The sequence below is a fragment of the Janthinobacterium sp. SUN176 genome, from assembly GCF_030587335.1.
GTDB classification, from domain to species: Bacteria; Pseudomonadota; Gammaproteobacteria; order Burkholderiales; family Burkholderiaceae_D; genus Janthinobacterium; species Janthinobacterium kumbetense.
In genome coordinates this window covers 1,058,501-1,078,827 of sequence record NZ_JAPWIA010000001.1, presented here as the reverse complement: position 1 = coordinate 1,078,827, position 20,327 = coordinate 1,058,501, and the positions used below count along the sequence as shown (strand labels likewise).

The window sequence follows — 20,327 nt, the reverse complement described above, 5'->3', positions numbered from 1 at the left end:
TTTTACCTTCCCCCTTTGGAGTTAAATACATTTTTTGGCAATCCAGCATTATCAATCAACGTAGCTGGAGGTTTATAATGACCAGATCTGTCTGTCCAGTTGCTAATTGCACCTCGATTAGGCCCCATATTATTAAAGAACCGAATGGATCCAGCAAAATTAACCTCACCTCCACCACTTAAACCAAGGTGCGTGGAGAAATCGGGATTGCTATTTGGCCTTGTCACTTTAATTTCACCATTCGGCAAAGTAACAAAATCATACGATCCAGATGGTGTTATTTTTTTACCTTCAGGACTTTTCAACCAATAACGTCCACTTTCGTCTTGCAATAAATTCCTCACAGGAAATTGAGCTACTACTGCATGATCTGGATATAAATTCAACAACGTCCCACGATCTGTTATGTTTTGCCCGCTTGAAATATCTATACTTGGCCGACTCTGCACCACCGATACTGGATGGGCCATTCCTCCATCTGAAATTCCTTTAGCACCAGCATAAGGCTCATCTCCCACTGGAACATGAGGTCGGACTCCAACGGTTGCAGGTTTCGTCTCTAATACAGCTTCGGCCTGAAATACCTCCCTGCCCTGCCCCGGCTTCGGGCCACGATTATTACTCGCAATAGCTTTTCCACCTGCGATTGGTGCAATGACATCAATAATTATTGTTTCCGCAATTGCTCTCTTATCCCCCTCTGCTGCTTTTGCATAACGTTCAAGTTGTGTAGCGACAGCGGCATATTCAGGGCGAGGATCATTAATCAATGCAATTAAAAAAGGTAATTTTACCTCACTCATTTCACGATAACTTGTGGCTTTTATTCTATATGTATCGGAAATATTCTTTCCAAATAATTCTGCCTTCGCATTTTTTTTCTCCTGCAAATATACGCTATCACGATACCCACCACCTAGCCTGTCGATTTCATCAACAGCCAAACGAAGCTCCGTTCTGAGTGCCTGACATTGGGCACTTGTATCTGACTTACAACTCTCCAGCTTCGCATCCCGCTCAGCACTGCTTGCTTGCAACTGCTTTTCTCTTTCTTTATCACAGCCACTCCCTTTCGGATCCTTGGAACATGCTTTTGATATGGCGCTAAGTTCGAGAATTTCTTTGTGTTTCAGATAATTATTCGCCACCTCATTTGCCGCGGTCGCCGCTCCCGTCGCCCCACCAGCAGCGGCGCCCACCGCAGCACCCGCCGCCAGCGTCAACGCATCACGCAGCGTTTCAGGCATATCAAGTTGCTTCAGCTCCTTAGCGATGCTATCAGTCGACAACGCCGCCGCGCCTGCGCCCAAAGCACCATTGGCGCCACCGGCAAGCCCGCCAATTGCCGTGTGCAAGGCAACACGCGCGAGTCCATCCTCTTTCCAATTCTCTGTTAACTCAACACTTTGACGCGTTAACTCTGCGCTTCTTTCAGGATCGGTTTCTCGAAGCTTATATGCTTCATCTGCCAATGCAGTCGCTTCTTTCAGCTTATCGGAAGCATAGGTCCCCAGCTTCTCTGCAGCAGCTGCCGCAAACGCCGCCGTCACCTCCATCGTCGCCTGCAGCGCTGCCTTGTCAAAATTATTGCCAATCTTACCGCTGGAATCCACTCCAGTCGTTACATCGCGGTTCAGATCGGAGATAGCTTCATCCGCTCCCTTGCCCGTCGCTGCACGCTGAGCCGCATCATCGGTGATGACCAGAGTGCCGCCACTGATGCCGCTACGCGTAGTACTACTAGCGTTCTCGCTGAGCGCGACAATGGCAGGCAGGCCTGCGGTGGTGCCGCCTTTACCGCCAACATTGGTCAAATTCTTATTCTCTTCGGTCTCCTTGCCCGCTACCGAAAAACCGCCCGAAACACCCACACTGCTACCCTTCGATATCGCATGGTTGGCAATGTCGCTATGCGTCAGGGTCGCGGTGATCAAACTGCTGTTCAGCTTGCCCGCCTCCGTGGCACTGATGACGGCTCCCTTCAAGTCCGTATTGCCGCCCACCTTGATCTGGAAGCCGCCGTTGCCTGCCCTGATGCCGCTTTGCTCCTGTACGCTGGCATAGTCGTTGTGCATGTTGCTCTGGCTATAGCTGCCGCTGAAGCTGGCACCAATGCCCACCGTACCGCTGGCGGAAATGCTCTGGCTCTTGCTGTCGAACTTGGCCAGGTCTTGCAAGCTTTCCAGGTTCAGATTGCCCTTGATGTCGGCAATCACCTGGTTGGCGCTGGCCACGGCGCCCTTGATGTTGGTATCGCCACCGCTACTGATCACCAGCTTGTCGCCCGCATTCACATGCGTATTGAGTTGCGTCGTGCCGTCACCGTCCTCATGCCCCTTGCTGCCGCTGACGCTGGCCGTGAAGCCGAACGAGGTGCCTTGTGTGCTCACGATCGCCTTCACGCCGACGGAAGCGCTGATACTTGAGCTCTTGCTGTGCTGGCTTTCCGTATCCTGCGCGGCCAGCAGATTGACGTTATTGTCGGCATGCAGGCGGATATCATTCTTCGCGTTCAGGTCGCTGCCCAGGATATTGATGTTGCTATCCTTGCCGCCGCCCAGGGCCGTGATGTTGATATTGTTGCCTGTCAACACGCTGCCGCTATGCGTGGTGCTAGCCGTATTTTGCGTCTGGATGCTTTCCGAATGGCCCGCCGTCAGGCTGATGCTGATGCTTGGACCGCCTTCCTTCATCATGTCCTTGGCAGCGTCCTTGGCGGCCATGGCCGCCGTGGCCGCCGCCATCGCTGTGACACGGCCATCCTTGGCCGTGCTGGCCGCCGTGCTCATGGTTTGCAGGGTCTGGATGGCGCTGATCACGCTGCCGCCCAGAGCCAGGGTCAAACCATCCTGCGTCGTCTTGACTTCAAACTTGCCCTTCTCATTGTCCTGGCCCGGCTTGATGGTGACGCTCTTGCCGATGATATCGAGATCGGTGGCGGCAAGAATATCGCTGCCGCCTATCGTCACGTTATTGCCGGCAACCATCGTCAATGCACCGCCTGTGGCGCCGATCGAACTGCGCGCCTCGCCGCTTTGCAAGGTGGCGTCCCGCTCCTGATCCACCGTCGTGGTCTTGGTGCCATAGCTGAAGCCAATGCCGCCACTGCTCATGAAACCGCTTTTCTTGGTACTCGTGTGATGCAGTTCGTATACCGTATTGGTGGCCGCATCGATCGTGATGTTGTTACCTGCGAGTAATCGCGTCGCATCGTCGCTCAAGATACTCGAACCCGTAACTTGCAGATCATGCCCGGCCTGCACCGTCACGCTGCTGCCGCCAAGCGAAGTGCCGATGGCCGTGGTGGTATCGACCACATCATGTTTGGTGGTGGTAGTCTTGTTCCAGAAACCCTTCTTCGTCGATTTGCTGGCAACATCGGTCACTTCGTTCTGGAAACCATTCACCAGGCTGATGTCATTGCCCGCCACCAATCCCAGCGCCCCGCCCGCCTGCACATCGGCCGCGCGCGCCGTCAGATCATGGCCCGCCTGCAAATTGACGTTGCCGGCACCCATGATCTGGCTGCCCACTTCGCCTGTCTTGCTTTCTTTGCGGTAATTGTCCGCGTTGCGCACTTGGTCGTGCGTCGAGGCGACGGTGACGGTATTGAGAGTCAGGTTATTACCTGCGACCAAGCTGGTCTGGCCATTTGCGCCCGCATTGGCGATGACGCCACCGGTCAGCGTCATATCACGGCCCGCCTGGGCGACCAGCGTATTGCCTTCACCCGTGCCGGTCACATACAGGCCCGCCACCTTGTCGACGACGGTGCTGGTCTCGCTGTTGCCTGCCCATTTAGAACTGGCGTTGCTGACAGTGGTCGTGACGATGTTGATGTCTCGTCCCGCGCTTGCAATGAGCTTGTCTGTCGCGATCACCTGGCCGCCAGTATTATTAATGTCATTGCCGGCCAGCATGACGATCTGCTTGCCGCCCAGCTCGCTGCCTTGGCTAGTGCCTTTGGTCGAGCTGTTGCCATACCAGCTTTGACGCGTTTCTGTATCCCGTGCCGTAGAAATGTCGATATTGCGTTCCGCAGACAGCTGCAGCGTTTCCGCTGCCTGGACATTTGCCGCTTTCAGCTGGATATTGTCACCGGCACTCAGGCGAATATCGCCGGCAGATGCAATCGTGCTGGCGGTTTCTTTGCTGGACGTATCGGTCATATGCCGCTTCCCAGGACCTGCCAACGTGAACTCACTACCGCTGTTCACTGTCGTGACGGCAATATCACGGCCAGCTGCGATGCCAATGCCGCCACCGGCATCCGTATTCACGACGGATGCACCCGCGATAGTCACGTCGCGCCCCGCAGATACCAGCAGATTGCCGCTGCCGGCCGTGCCATTGCCTGTGACATACAGGCCCGCCAGATTATCCAGGGTGGTACGACTGAAGCTGTTTTTGCCATCGCCGCCGCTGGACGTCAGCGTGGACGTCTTCACGTTGATATCCCTTCCCGCACTGACTTGCAGCTCGCTATTGGCAGAAATGGTGCCGCTGATGTTGTTCAGGTCATTCCTGGCATGGGCCGAAATGGCGTCGCCAGTAATGCGCCCGCCCAGGTTGTCGATATTTTCGGCATTCAGCTTGACGATCGTGCGTCCGGCGATCGTACCGCTATTGGTCAAATCGCCTTCGAGATTCAGATTGACTTCCTTGCCGGCCAACAATCCGCCCTGGCCATCGATATCGCCCTCACGCACGCGCACATACACTTGCGGCGCCAGCACTTTTTGCGTACTGCCGTCGGCCAGCACGACGTCCTGCTCCACCAGCCAGACGATATCGCTGGTCAGCCCCGCCATTTGCTCCGCTGTCAGCGCAATACCGGGACGAAGGTCCCATTGCTTGGCAAACGCGACACCTTGATCCATCAGTGCCTTGTACTGCTGTTCGTCACTGGTGTAATCGCCGACGAAACGCTGCCCTGTCAACTCTGCGACTTGCTCGCGCACCAGGCGCTGCTCATAAAAACCGTCGCCCAGGCGCTTTTGCGTCACGGAGGGATCGTTTTTTACCTGGTTGAGCAGATAGTCGGAACCCGTCCATTCGCGGTAGCTGGCAAAGCGGGGGTCGGTTTCCACCAGATAGCGGGACGATGGCGCAGAGCTCACCTTATACAGGCTGGCGTTCGGAATCTGCAGCGATGACCCCGTGGTCCGCACCACTTGGGCACGCGTGGATGGGTTGCCCAGTTTCACCTGGGTAATGCCATTCATGCGCACCTGCCCCACTCCACCGACGGCGCCAGCGTGTGCCGCACTGCCTGTCGAGGCTGCGATAGCCACGTCTTTCAGCGGATTCAATCCGGTTCCGGTGCTTGCTTGCGCGCCGTTGACACCGGCCAGCGCAGTCGGCGCCAGCGTTGCAATTTCGCCGGCCCGGCCAAGCTTGGCGGCATCGGCAATACCGCCCGGTCCGCCCTTGCCCTGCACTTGATCTGCCGCAATGCCGGCCCCGGCGACGGGACCAAGGCCTGTATGCGAGCTGGCGTGGCTGCCGGCAATGCCACTCAACTGGGCAGCATTCACCGCCCCAAGCTCTCCAGCTTGGCCAAGGACGCCACCATGGGCCGCGCCGCCCGGCCCCTTGCCGCTCGACACGGCCGTGACCGCCCCCACAGACGAGCGAGACAGCAAGGCCGCATCAACGCCTGCGCCATGCTGGCCGGCACCGCTGGCCGCAGCAACGTGAGCGCCGGATACCGTGTCAACGGCAACAGTACGGGCCGCATCACCCGTACGCGTGCTGCCCGTCGCACCATGAGCGCCCGACACCGTGGCGGCGCCCTGTGCGGCAACGCTACCTGCCGCGCCTGTCGACACGTGGTTCAGTGACGTCCCTGTATCTGCAGCGATGCCTGTCGCGCCATCAAGCTTGCTGCCTGGCGTGACGCCAACAGCCGCATCGGTGACGGGATTGCCAGCGCGGTCAGTCTTTTGGACAACACTGCCGCCATCGACACGATTAGTTCCTTGACCGCTGACATCGGCTTTCCGGATTTCTGTTGCCTCCGTAGAAAAAGCCGAAGTGCGCACATGCGTTTCCGCACCGCCTATGCGTTCCGCCGCACCACCAACGCCGTTTTTGACGGCACTGCCTGGTTTTGTGCCCTGGCCGCCGGTATTGGCATTTCCTTCATTGCGTGATGTGCTGGCAGAACTGGAGGGCTCAGTTACAGTCCGGTCTATGGGTGTATCAATTTTCGCCGTCACTGTTCTATGCTCAAATCCAATAACCGGTTTGAAAACTGTCATTTTTCCTTTCTCATGTACAGTTTTCTGCCCCTTCGTCGTCTTATTATTGAGAATCGCCCTATCCATATCCAAAGTACCACCTGCAATGATATGACTATTGTCATTCACAATGGCACTTGAGCTAATTTTCAAATTATTGCTTGCAATAATTCTCCCTGGATCAGAACTAACGACAACACTCTCATAGCTTGTGCGAGTCAGTTCACGCTTTGTGAAAACGGAATAGCCCCTGCCATCAGGTGCATTCATAAATAAGCTAGTATCCTTGGGGTCGTCTGGAAGAGCAAAAATATCCAAACCTAACGTGCCCTCTGTATACCAGATATCACTTCCTTTTCCTTGATACTCAGATATCGTCTCCGTCGTCATCCGCCCTTCCTCAAAAACCAGATGGTTATTGAGTACATTCACCTGACTCGCACCCAGGTTCAAGCTCCCCAGCGCCTCGATCGTCGCGCTGGCATTCGTCACCGTTCCCGCCCAGCCCGTGGCGATGCGGTTGCCGTCCAGGTAGCCACCGATGGCCATGTCACCGCCACTGAAGATCAGGCCGTGCTCGCGGTTGTTGAGTGTGGTGACGCCGATATCGAGCCGCTCGCGCGCCGCGATGGTGGCCGCCACGCCGCCTTCCACGTTATTGTTGACGGTGCCGCCTGCTATGCTCAGATGGTCGCCATAGATGCGGCCCGTGCCGACGTTGTTCAGCGTGCCCACGTTCAGTTGCGTGCTGATGCCGTCGATCACGCCCCGGTTGTTCAGCACGCCGCCGACGTTGACGCGCGTCGTGCCCGCATTGATGTCGCCCGTGCTGGCATTGTCGAAATTGGCCGCGCCCAGGGTCAGCATGCTGAGCGCCTGGATTTTCCCGGCATTGGCCAACTGCCCGCCGATGGTGATATCCGCATTGCCGTTGGCCATGATCTCGGCGCCTGCGTTCAGCGTAAAGTTGCCGGCCAGGTCCAGCGCCATATCCTTCTGCGACAGCACCTTGCCATCGCCGCTCAGGCTGCCCGCGCGGATATCGGTGCGCTGGCCGCCGATAATGGTGCCGCCCGAGTTGGTCACGGCCAGTCCCCGGCCAGGGCCCGTGTCCTGCAGCGCCAGCGTGCTGCCGGCGCTGAGCATGCCCAGGGTGTTGTTGATAATGCCTGCACTGTTGATCGCCAGGTTGCCATCGGCGCGCACCGCGCCCTGCACATTGCTGACATTGGCACTGTTCAGGGTCACATGGATGCCTTCGATGCCCTGGTTCGCGCCCAGGGTGCTGGCATTGTCGATCGCGCCGCCCGTCAGCGTGACGGCTGCGCCGGAGCGGATCAAGCCTTGCTGGTTATTAATACTGCCGCCACCCGCGTTCAGGCCGATATTGCCCAGCACCTGGATTTGCCCGCCCTGGTTTTGCAAGCCGCTCAGGGTCAGGTCCAGCGCCGACTTGCCGACGAGCTGGCCGCCACGGTTATCCAGCTGGCCCACGCTGCCCATGATGTTGCCGGCCACGCCCAGATAGCCGCCCGCATTGTTCCAGCTGCCCGTTTGCAGAGTCAATCCTGCGCCGCTGCTGATGCCGCCCGCGCTGCCCGGATGGCGCACGGCGTACGCGCCCGCATTGGTGTTGAGTAAAGCGTTGCCGTGCGTGTCGATGGTCATGGCGCCGCCCGATTGCAGCAAGCCGCCATCGTTGTCCAGGATGCCCGTCTGCAAGTTGACGGTGCCTGCGCCCACCAGGGTGCCCTGCGTATTGTTGAAGACCTGGCCATGCGTGTCGAGCGTGACGTTCGCGCCGGCAATGGTGCCTTGCCCGTTCCACAGGCCGCCATTGCGCAGGATGATATCGCCGCCCGCTTGCAGAGTGCCGCCATTGTTGACGGTGGCGCCCGTGGACGTGACCGCCAACAGGCCTTGTACCGAGGCCAGCTTACCCCCGGCGCTGTTGTCGACGCTAGCCGCGTTCACGGTCATATTGCCCGTGGCGGCCAGCAAGCCGCCCGCATTGTTCAATGCCTGCACCACATTTGCATTCAGCTGCCCGCCCGCCGTGGCGCTGCCGCCCTGGTTTAGCAGATTTCCGGCACCCAGCACGACATTGCCGCCGCCGGCGATGGCGCCGCCATGGCGGTTGTCGAGCACATTGCTTGCAGTCACCGTCAGGTTGGACGTGCCGGCCGCCTGCAGCTTGCCGCCCTGATTGTTGAGGGTCGGTGCAACAATCGTCGTGTTGCCGTTGCTGGCAATCGTGCCGCCGCGATTGTCCAGGCTGGTCGTCAATTGAATGCTGGTGTCGCCCTTGCCCAGCTGCGTCAGGTTGCCGCCCGCATTGTCCAGGGTCGTGCCCGTCACGCTCACTTGTTGCGCGATGGTACTGGCGTTGCGGTGGTCAATGGCGCCGGCCGTGACGACCAGGGCGCCATTGCCCGTGATCTGTCCGCGCAGGTCGTTCAACTGCGCGGCTTGCAGGCTCAAGGTACCGCTGCCCGCGTGTTCGATCTTGCCATCCGTATTCGTCAGCGTACCCGCTTTCAGGCCCAGGTTCGCGCTGTTGACGGCGATGCGCCCGCCCGTGTTGTCCAGCACGCCTGCTGGCGATGTCAAGTCGATGGCCGTATTGCCGGCACCCGTCTGTACGATGCTGCCTTGCTGGTTGTTCAGGTTGCCGGCTGTGACGGCAAGTTGGCCGGCGCTGATGTCGCCGCGCTGGTTGTTCCAGCTTGCCTGTCCAGATGTAATCGTCAAGGCGCCCGGCGTAGTGACCACGGCACCGCTGGTGCTGACATCACCGCTTGTCGCCGTCAGGCTGATATTGCCGGCGCTGCTGCGGCTGCCGCCGAGGTCGACACTGCCGCCGCGCAGGACGGCATTGCCTGCCGCCAACACTTGCCCATGCGCTCCCAATGCCTGTTGTGCCGTGACCTGCAAGTTGCCGCTCGTCTGCAGGCTGCCATCGGCTTTCACGCCCGCGCCGATCAGGCTGGCCGCGCCGCTGTTGACGCTGTTGGCACTGATCGTGTTGTTGCCCTGGGCCAGGATCACGCCGGCATTTTCCAGCGCGCCCGTCACGGTGAGCGTTTGTTCTGTGCCGGCAAACAGGCTGCCGCTGTTGCGCACGCTGCCCGCCGTCGTCGTCAGATTGCCGCTGGCAACGATACTGCCCTGTGCGTTGAGCAGCTCGTCCATCGTCAATTGCGCATTGCCGCCCGCCGCCTGCAGCTGACCCAGTGTATTGTCCACCTTGCCACCGGCCAACGTCAGGTCGCGCCCGGCAATGATCACGCCGCTAGTATTGTCCAGCTTGCCCGTCGCCACCACATTGACATCTTGCGCAGACGCAATACGGCCATGCTCATTGAGCAACTCGCCCGTTTCCACGCGCACATTGCCGTTCGCTTCAATCTTGCCGCCGCTATTGTCCAGGCGCGTGCTGGCCAGCACTGTTGCCGCGCTCGTGCCCAGCTGCGTGATCTGTCCCTGGCGATTGTCGAGGATGCCGGCGGAGACGTTCACCTGCTGCGCCAGCAGGCTGGCGTTGCGGTGATCGATGTAATTGGCCGCCACCTGCAACGCGCCATTGCCCGTCAGCTGGCCCCGCTGGCCGTACAGATTCGTTGCACGGATCTCCAGCACGCCCTTGCCGGCATGCTCGATCTTGCCGTCGATATTCGTCAAGTCGCCCCCCTGCAGGCGCAGGTTGGCGCTGTTGACGGCGATGCGCCCGCCCGTATTGTCCAGCTTGCCTGTTTCGATGAGCGTGTCGCCAGCACCCGTCTGTATCAAGGTGCCTTTGGCGTTGTCCAGGTTGGCAACGCGCAGGGCCAATTGCCCAGCGCTCAAGCTGCCGCCCTGGTTGACCAGTGCCTGCCCGTTGGCGGCATTCGCCGTGATGCTCAATAGACCATTCGTCGACACGACCGCCTTGCTGGTCGTCACATTGCCCGTCAAGGCAGTCAAACCGATATTCGTCGCGCTGGTCTGGCTGCCGCCCGCGTCGACCGATGCGCCCGTCAGCTGCAGCTGACCGGCCGCCATGTTCTGGCCGCCAGCTTGCATGGCACCACGGGCCGTCACGGTCAGGTCACCGGCCGCGGCAAAGCTGCCATCGGCGCGCATGCCGGCCGCCAATAACCCGTTGCCGCCCAGACTGCCCGCCGTGATTGTCGTACTGCCCAGGGCTGCCAGCGAGCCTGTATTGCTGAGCAAGCCGCCGATATCCAGAGTCTGGTTGCGCCCCGCATACAACACGCCAGCGTTAAGCACATCACCGACGACTTTGGCGGTGATATCCGTGGCCGCGCTGAGCGTGCCTTGCGCATTGCGCAGGCTGGCCGCATCCAGGCGCAAGGCGCCGGTCCCCGCCTGCAGCAAGCCGCGCGTATTGTCGATGGCGCCGCCCAAGTGCAAATCGGTCGCCGCCGCGATCACGCCATCGGTATTGACGAGCGCGCCAGTGCTGGCGATGTCGGCGGATGTGGCCGAGGTGATCTTGCCTTTGGTGTTGTCAAGGCTGCCGGTCTGCACCGACAAGGTGCCGTTGCCAGCGATTTCGCCATTTGCGTTGTCCAGTTGGCCGGTCACGGCCACTGTCATACCCCCCGCGCCCGTCTGCAGCAGATGGCCGCCCCGGTTGCTCAGGCTCTCGGCCTGCACGTTCAGGGACCGTCCCGTGGTAGTGGCGTTGGCGTGGTCGAACAAGCCTGCCTTCAGATCGACGGCGCCATTGCCGATGATGCTGCCGCCTGCGCCCTGCAAGGTGGCTGCCGTGATGGCCAAGGTGCCGCTGCCCGCATGCTCGATCTTGCCGCCCGCATTCGTCAAGCTGGCAGTGCCCAGGGTCAGATTCGCGCTATTGACGGCGATGCGACCGGCGCTGTTGTCCAGTTTGCCCGTCTGGATGACGGTATCGCCCGAGCCCGTCTGGATGACGCTGCCCTTGGTGTTGTCCAGGTTGCCCACATGCAAGTCGAGCTGGCCCGCCTGCAATGTGCCTTCCGCGTTGTGCAGGTTGGCGCTCGTTGTGATGTTGAGCGCGCCTGGCGTCATCACCACCGCCTTGTTCGTGCTGACATCGCCCTGGGTTGCCGTCAGGCCGATGTTGGCGGCGCTGGTCTGGCTGCCAGACAGATCCACATTGGCTCCGGTGAGATTGGCATTGCCCGCCGCCAGGTTCTGGCCATGCGCGGCCAGCGTTTGCGCGGTTTTGATGGTCAGGTCGCCAGCCGTGCCCAACTTGCCATCGGCCTGCATACCGGCGCCGATCAGGCTGCTTGCGCCGCTGTCGATAGTCTTTGCAGTGATGCTGTTGTTGCCTTGCGCCGCGATCACGCCCGTGTTGACAATGGCGCCGCTGGCGGTCAAGGTCTGGTTGCCGGCGGCGTACAGGCTGCCGGTGTTGTTCAGGCTCGCCAGGGTGGCGTTCAGGTTGGCGCCGGCAAACACGCTGCCCGCGTTGTTGTTCAGCTTGCCAACGCTCAAGGTCGCATCGCCCGCCACGGCCTGCAACTGGCCCTTGGTATTGTCGATATCGCCACCGGTCAATGCCAGATTGCGCCCCGCCGCCACCGTGCCTTCCGTGTTATCCAGGCTACCGATGTTCAACTTGGCATCCTGTGCCGCCACGATGTGGCCCTTGTTGTTCAACAACGTACCTGCTTTCACCAGAGCATCGCCATTGCCTTCGATATTGCCGCCCGTGTTGTCCAGCAAACCAGTCGCATTGACATTCATCAAACCTGTACCCGTTTGCGCCAGGCTGCCGGCACGGTTGTCCAGGCTGCCCGCGTTCACCGTCAGCTGATTGGCCACGGTGGTGGCATTGCGGTGGTCCAAGGTCGCAGCGGTGAGGTCCACTTTGCCGTTGCCCGTAATCTTGCCGAACTGGTTGTTGAACTGGCCCGCGTTGATAGCCAGCACGCCCACTCCCGCGTGCTCCAGCTTGCCATTGATGTTCGTCAATACCGTGGCGTTCAAAGCCAGGTTAGCGCTGTTGACGGCGATACGACCCGCCGTGTTGTCCAGCTTGGCCGTGGTGATAACGGTATCGCCCGTGCCCGTCTGCACGATCTCCCCGCTGGCGTTGTTCAGGTTGGCCACGCTCAGTTGCAACTGGCCGGCCACCAGCTGGCCCTGCGTATTTACCAGTGACTGCGCGTTATGCGCGTTGGCCGTGATGGCCAGCACGTTGCTGGCGGAAATCACCGCCTTGTTCGTCACGACATCGCCAGTATTTGCCGTGATGGCGATATTCGCTGCGCCCGTCTGGCTATCCGACAAATCGACCGATGTACCTTTCAACTGAGCGCTGCCCGCCGCCAGGTTCTGCCCGCTCGCTTGCAACACGCCATCGGCATGGATGGTCAAGTCGCCTGCCGTACCCAGGCTGCCGTCCGCTTTCACGCCGGCACCCAGCAAGCCGCTGCTGGTCACTTTGCCAGCGGTAATCGTCGTGTTATTCACGGAGGCAATCGACCCGCTATTGTTCAGCAAACCACCCACCGTCAGTTGCTGGTTGCGGCCCGCATACAGCAGGCCAGCGTTATTCAAATCACCACTCACTTTCGCCGTCAGGTCCATGCCAGCGCTGACCGTCCCCTGCTGGTTCAGCAAGGCCGCCACCTCAAGATGTAAATTGTCCGCCTGCAATACGCCGCGCGTGTTGTCCAGTGCAGTGCCGCCAACCTGCAGATTGGTGGTGGCGGCGATCACGCCATCCGTATTGTTCAGCACACCTTCGCTGATGACAGAAGCTGCTGCCGACGACGTGATGCGGCCCTTGTTGTTGTCCAGCACACCCGCCTGCACATTCAGCGTCCCCGTGCCCGCATGCTCGATCTTGCCATCCTGGTTCGTGAGCTTGACGGCATCGACATTCAAGTTCGTGCTGTTGACGGCGATGCGGCCTGCTGTGTTGTCCAGATTGCCGGTGACGATGGCCGTGTCACCCGTGCCCGTCTGCAAGATAGTGCCCTTGGCGTTGTCCAGATTGCCCACTTGCAGGTCGAGTTGGCCCGCCTGCAAGGTACCGTCCATGTTGTGCAAGGTGGCGCTCGTCGTGATGTTGAGCGCGCCTGGCGTCATCACCACCGCCTTGTTCGTGGCAACATCGCCCTGAGTGGCCGTCAGGCCGATGTTCGCCGCGCTGGTCTGGCTGCCGCCGATGTCGATGCTGGCGCCGGTCAGGGTCGCCTTGCCCGCCGCCAGGTTCTGGCCGTGTGCAGCCAACGTTTGCGCGGTGTTGATGGTCAAGTCACCAGCCGTACCCAGCTTGCCATCGGCCTGCATGCCGGCGCCGATGAGGCTGCTTGCGCTGCTGTCGAGGGTCTTTGCCGTGAGGCTGGTGTTGCCTTGTGCCGCGATCACGCCCGTGTTAATGATGGTGCCGCTGGCGGTCAAGGTCTGGTTACCAGCCGCATACAGGCTTCCGCTGTTATTCAAGGTATCGAGCGTAGCGCTGAGGTTACCGCCAGCGAACACGCTGCCTGTCGTATTATTCAAGGTCGCAACATTCAAGGTCGCATCGCCCGCCACGGCCTGTAACTGGCCCTTGGTATTGTCGATGTCAGCACCGCTCAATGCCAGGTTGCGGCCGGCAGCCACCGTACCATCCGTATTGTCCAGGCTACCCACTGCAAGCTCAGCATCCTGCGCCGCCACGATGCGGCCCTTGTTGTTCAGCAAGGTAGTGGCCTTTACCAGCGCATCGCCATTGCCTTCGATCTTGCCGCCCGTATTGTCCAACAAACCAGTCGCATTGACGTTCATCAAACCTGTACCCGTTTGCGCCAGGCTGCCGCTGCGGTTGTCCAGACTGCCCGCCGTCACCGTCAGCTGATTGGCCACGGTCATGGCATTGCGATGGTCCAAGGTCGCAGCGGTGAGATCCACTTTACCGTTGCCCGTGATCTTGCCGAACTGGTTGTTGAACTGGCCTGCGTTGATGGCCAGGATGCCCGCGCCCGCGTGCTCCAGCTTGCCATTGATGTTCGTCAATATCGTGGCGTTCAAAGCCAGGTTCGCGCTGTTGACAGCGATACGGCCGGCCGTGTTGTCCAGCTTGGCCGTGGTGATAACGGTATCGCCCGTGCCCGTCTGCACGATCTCCCCGCTGGCGTTGTTCAGGTTGGCCACGTTCAGCTGCAACTGTCCACCTACCAGCTGGCCCTGGGTATTCACCAGTGACTGGGCGTTATTTGCATTGGCCGTGATGGCCAGCACGCTACTGGCGGAAATCACCGCCTTGTTTGTCACTACATCGCCAGTATTTGCAGTGATGGCGATATTTGCTGCGCCAGTCTGGCTGCCCGACAAATCGGCCGATCCACCTTTCAACTGAGCGCTGCCCACCGCCAGGTTCTGCCCGGTCGCCTGCAAGACGCCATCGGCATGGATGGTCAGATCGCCTGCCGTGCCCAGGCTACCGTCCGCCTTGATGCCAGCGCCCAGCAAGCCGCTGCTGGTCACTTTGCCAGCGGAAATATGGGTGTTGTTGACGGAGGCGATCGACCCCGTGTTATTCAGCACGCCGCCCACCGTCCATTGCTGGTTACGGCCCGCGTACAGCAGGCCAGCGTTGTTCAGGTCACCGCTCACTTTCGCCGTCAAGTCCGTGCCGGCGCTGAGCGTGCCTTGCTGGTTCAGCAAGGTAGCGGCATCCAGACGTAAATTGTCCGCTTGCAATATGCCTCGGGTGTTATCCAGTGCAATACCGCCCACCTGCAAGTCGGCAGTCGCTGCCATCACGCCATCGGTATTGTTCAGTACACCTTTGCTGATGACAGAGGCTGCCGCTGCCGATGTGATGCGGCCCTTGTTGTTGTCCAGCACGCCCGCCTGCACATTCAGCGTCCCCGTGCCCGCATGCTCGATCTTGCCATCCTGGTTCGTGACCTTGGCGGCATCGATATTCAAGTTCGTGCTGTTGACGGCGATGCGGCCAGCCGTGTTGTCCAGATTGCCGGTCTGGATGACGGTGTTACCCGTACCCGTTTGCAGCAACGTCCCCTTGGCGTTGTCCAGGTTTGCCACATACAGGTCGAGCTGGGCCGCCTGCAAAGTACCGTCCGTGTTGTGCAAGGTGGCATTGCTCGTGACATTTAACGTTCCCGCAGTCGTCACCACCGCCTTGCTTGTACTGACGTCACCCGTTATTGCCGTCAAGCCGATGTTCGCCGCGCTGGCCTGACTGCCACTGATGTCGAGCGTGGCGCCTGTCAGATTGGCATTACCGGCCGCCAAAATCTGGCCGCGTGCATTCAGCGCTTGCGCGGTGTCGATCGTCAGGCCGCCAACCGTGCCCAGCTTGCCATCGGCCTGGATACCGGCGCCGATCAGGCTGCTCGCACTGCTGTCGAAGCTATTCGCCGTGATGCTGGTATCGCCCTGCGCCGCGATGACGCCCGTGTTGACGATGGCGCCTGTTGCGGTCAGGGATTGATTTCCGGCCGCATACAGGCTGCCCGTGTTGTTCAAGGTATCGAGCGTGGTGCTCAGATTGCCGCCGGCAAACACGTTGCCTGCCGCATTGTTCAAGTTCGCCACGGTCAAGGTGGCGTTGCCGGCCACGGCCTGCAACTGGCCCTTGGTATTGTCGATGTCAGCACCGCTCAATGCCAGGTTGCGCCCTGCGGCCACGATCCCTTCCGTATTGTCCAGACGATCTACATTCAACGTGGCATCCTGCGCCGCCACGAAGCGGCCCGTGCTGTTCAGCAAGGTTGCTGCCTTCACCAGCGCGTCGCCATTGCCCTCGATCTTGCCGCCCGTGTTGTCCAGCGAGCCGGCGGCATTGAGGCTCATCAAACCTGTACCCGTTTGCGCCAGGCTGCCGGCGCGGTTGTCCAGGCTGCCGGCGTTGACGGTCAGCTGATTGGCCACCGTCGTCGCATTGCGGTGGTCGAAGGCGGCGGCAGTGATGTCAAGCTTGCCATTGCCCGTGATCTTGCCGTACTGGTTGTTGAACTGGCCCGCGTTGATGGCCAGAATGCCGGCGCCTGCGTGCTCCAGCTTGCCATTGATGTTCGTCAATACCGTGGCGTTCAAAGCCAGGTTCGCGCTGTTGACGGCGATACGGCCGGCCGTGTTGTCCAACTTGCCTGTGGTGATGACGGTGTCGCCTGTGCCAGTCTGCACGATCTCGCCGCTGGCGTTGTTCACATTCGCCACGTTCAGCTGCAACTGCCCACCTACCAACTGGCCCTGGCTGTTCACCAAGGCTTGGCCATTGGCCGCATTGACGGTAATAGCCAGCAGATTGCTGGCGGAAATCACGGCCTTGTTCGTCAATACGTCGCCGCTGCGCGCGGTGATGGCGATGTTGCTTGCCCCCGTCTGGCTGCCCGACAAGTCCACATTGTCGCCCATCAGCACAGTACTACCCGCCGCCAGGTTCTGGCCGCTTGCTTGCAAAACACCATCCGCGTTGATGGTGAGATCGCCCGCCGTGCCCAGGCTACCGTCCGCTTTCAAACCGGCGCCGAGCAAGCCGCTGCTGGTGACCTTTGCAGCAGATATAGTGGTGCTACCAACGGAGGCGATGGAACCGCTGTTGTTCAGCACACCGCCTACCGTCAGTTGCTGGTTGCGGCCCGCGTACAGCAGACCGGTGTTGCTCAAGTCTGCGCTGAGGCGCGCCGTCAGGTCCGAACCGGCGCTGACCGTGCCTTGCTGGTTCAGCAAGGTCGCCGCGTCAAGATGTAAATTGTCCGCCTGCAATACGCCACGCGTGTTGTCGAACCCAATACCCGTCAACTGCAGCGCCTGCGTGGCCGCGATCACGCCATCCGTATTGTTCAGCGCCCCTTTGCTGACAATAGTCGCCGAGGCAGCGGACGTGATACGGCCCTTGCTGTTGTCCACCACAGCAGCCTGCACTTGCACGCCGCCATTGCCCGCGATGTTGCCGCGCGTATTGTTCAGGGTCTGCGCCACGTCCACGCGCATCTGTCCTGGCCCCGTCTGCTGCAGGGTACCGTCGCGGTTGTCCAGATTGTCGGCCTGCACGGTGACCTGCTGCCCGGACGTGACGGCATGACGGTGATCGATCGTTTCCGCCTGGATATCAACTAAACCATTGCCCGTCACCCTGCCCCGTTCGTCGTCGAAACGCACCGCGTCGATGCTCAGGCTGCCCGTGCCCGCGTGCTCGATGCTGCCGTCGCGATTAGTCACAGTTTCCGCAGTCAGCGCCAGCTTGGCGCTGTTGACGGCGATGCGTCCGCCCGTGTTGTCCAGGGTGCTGCCTGTTAATACCGTGTCGCCAGTGCCCGTCTGGATCAAGGTGCCGCCGCGGTTGTCGAGCGATCCCGTTGTGATATCCAACTGGCCCGCGCTCAGGGTGCCGCGCACGTTCGACAGCGCCTGGCCGCTGCCGTCCGCCGCCACGGACAGCAAGCCCGTGGTCGTCACCAGCGCGTTATCGGTGACGATATTGCCAGTACCGGCATGCAACTCGATGGCCGCGCCGCCCGTCTGGCTGCCGCTCAGGTCGATGGCGGCAGCATGCATGCTGGTCTTGCCGGCGGCCAGGTTCTGGCCGTGGGCCGCGATCGCTTGCGTGGCCGTCAGTTGCAACTGGCCGCTGCCGGCCAGACTGCCGTCGGCGCGGATGCCGGCGCCCAGCAAGCTGCCGGCGGTGCTGTCGATGCGGTTGGCGTCGATGCGGTTCTCGCCTTGCGCGGCAATGACGCCGCTGTTGCTGACGGCGCCGCTCACCTGCAGCGCCTGGCTACCGGCCGCATACAGGTTGCCGCTATTGAGCACTTCACTGGCCCGGGTGGCAAGGTTGCCACCGGCAAACACGCTGCCGGCCGTATTGTTCAGCTTTGCCACCGTCAAGGCCGCATCGCCCGCCACTGCCTGGATCTGGCCGCGCGTATTGTCGACGTCGCCGCTGTCGAGGCGCAATGTGCGCCCCGCCGCCAGGGTCGCCTCGGTATTGTCCAGCGCGCCTGTCGACAGCGCCACATCCGTGCCCGAGACGATACGGCCCTTCTGATTTTGTACATTGCCCGCCTGCACGCTCAAAGCGCCATTGCTTTCCAGCGCACCACCACGGTTATCCAACCCGCCGCGCACGTGCACACCGGTCGCGCCCTGGCCGCTCTGCGCCAGGCTGCCACCCCGGTTGTCCAGGGTAGCAGCGTCGATGCTGAGCTGCCCCGCCACCGTGCGCGCATCGCGGTGGTCGATGTGCTCGCCCGTCAGCGCCATGGCGCCATTGCTGAGGATGCTGCCGCGCTGCAAGTTGACTTGCGCTGCGCCGATCTCCAGCGCGCCCGTGCCCGCATGCTGGATTTGCCCATCCTGATTACTCAGGCTGGCAGCATGCAGACGCAAGGCCTGGCTATTCGTGGCGATGACGCCGCGCGTATTGTCCAGTGCACCCGGCAAGCGGATGGCCAGATCACTGTTGCCCAGTTGCATGATCTGGCCGCCCACGTTCGACAGGTCGTGCGCGTTCACGCCCAATTGCTGGCCCACCAGTTGCGCCGCATCGCTGCGCACGGTGTGCGCAGCGTCCAGTTGCAGGCGGTCGCGGGCAGTGACCTGCGCGCGGCTGGCATCGAGGTCGCCGGCGCTGGCGCCCAGGCTAACGTTCCCGCCAGAAACCTGCGCCCCAGCAAGGTCCAGCTGGCGCGCCGCCAGGCTGCTGTCGCCGCCAGCCACGGCCGTGCCATGCATGGCAATGGTGTCGCCAGCAGAAACGCTCAGCTTGCCGCTGGCGGCCAAGGTATTGTCCAGATTCAAACCAGCCGCCAGCACCGAGCCGGCAGTGGCATCGATGCGCGCCGCCGCCCCCGTGGCATGCACCTTGGCATTGCCCTGGGCCGCGATCACGCCGCTGTTGGCAATGTTGCCCTGCGCCTGCACCAGGCTGTCGCCACCCGCATACACGGTGCCGCTGTTGGCCACGTCGCCCGTCACGGCAATGCTCGTCTGGCTGCCGCTGCCGGCGGACTGGATATTGCCGCTATTGCTCAGCCAGCCATTCGATTGCAGCACCAGATTACCCGCCGTGGCCGCCAAGACGCCCGCATTGCGCACGCCCAGGCCCGCTTCCGTGCCGATCAGGGTGATCTTGCCCGCGTACATGCCGCCCAGTTGCGCCACGTCCAGCGCGTAGGCAGGTGCCGGCCCCACGCCAGCAATACCGCCCGCCACGCCATGCGCCGCATCGATCTGGTTCGCGCCCGTCACCACTTTCAATTCCTGCGCCCAGATGCCGCCATTGATCTGTGCGGCGCGCGCCAGGATGGCCGTGTAGTCGCTCAGCGACGTGTCCAGTCCACGCCCGTTGATGCTGACCACGCCGCGCTGCACCATGTAGCCATCCAGGTTGCCGCCGTTGAGGATCGGCGTGCCCGTCGTCAGCGTGACCCGGCTGGCATTGATGAAACCGCCGCCGTCGATGGCCACGCCGGCCGGGTTGGCGATGACGACCTCGGCCCGCTGCCCGGCCACCTCGACATAACCGCGCAGCTGGCTCGGGTTGGCCGAGTTGACTTCGTTCAATATCACACGCGCGCTGCCGCCGGCCAGCCATGGATTGCCTTGCACCCAGCCGCCCGTCTGCGTCTGCACGTTGCCGCGGCTGTTGTTGAGGATGGCGCCATTCGCCGTCACGTCGAACTGGCTGTAGGTATTGCGCGACACGCCCGCCGCGCTCGGCGTCTGGATGTTGACCTGTGTCACGCCGTTCGCGCTTTGCACCACGGTCGGACGCTGGCGGCCCGGCGCGTTCGGATCGGCCACGATCTGCCCCATGGCTGGCCCGGCGACAAAACTCACCATGCCCAGCGCGCCAAATATCGCCAAGGCCAGGGGCCGCAATTTGGCATTGACCCCGCCACCGCCATCGCCGTCAAGCACTCCATTCATCAAGCTGCCTTCGCCCTTGGTCGCCTTGCCTTGCGAGGAAGCGTTTTCGGCGACGACCATCAATTGGCCACGGCGTTTGTTGAAGATGATGCGGTACAGGTTCTTGTTCATGAAAGTCCTAATAGCGGCCAAATACAGGGAAAGGAAAACGTCTGGCGGATGGCTGCGTTTAGTGACTTAATTCTTTAAAACTACGTAACT

At 61.1% G+C, this 20,327-nt stretch carries 1 protein-coding gene; it reads right to left on the bottom strand.

The window, feature by feature from the left end:
* Positions 1-2: 2 nt before the first annotated feature.
* A complete protein-coding gene (locus O3299_RS04890) occupies positions 3-20,237 on the bottom strand; it encodes a hemagglutinin repeat-containing protein (RefSeq protein ID WP_305061620.1) in 20,235 nt (6,744 codons plus the stop codon).
* Positions 20,238-20,327 lie beyond the last annotated feature (90 nt).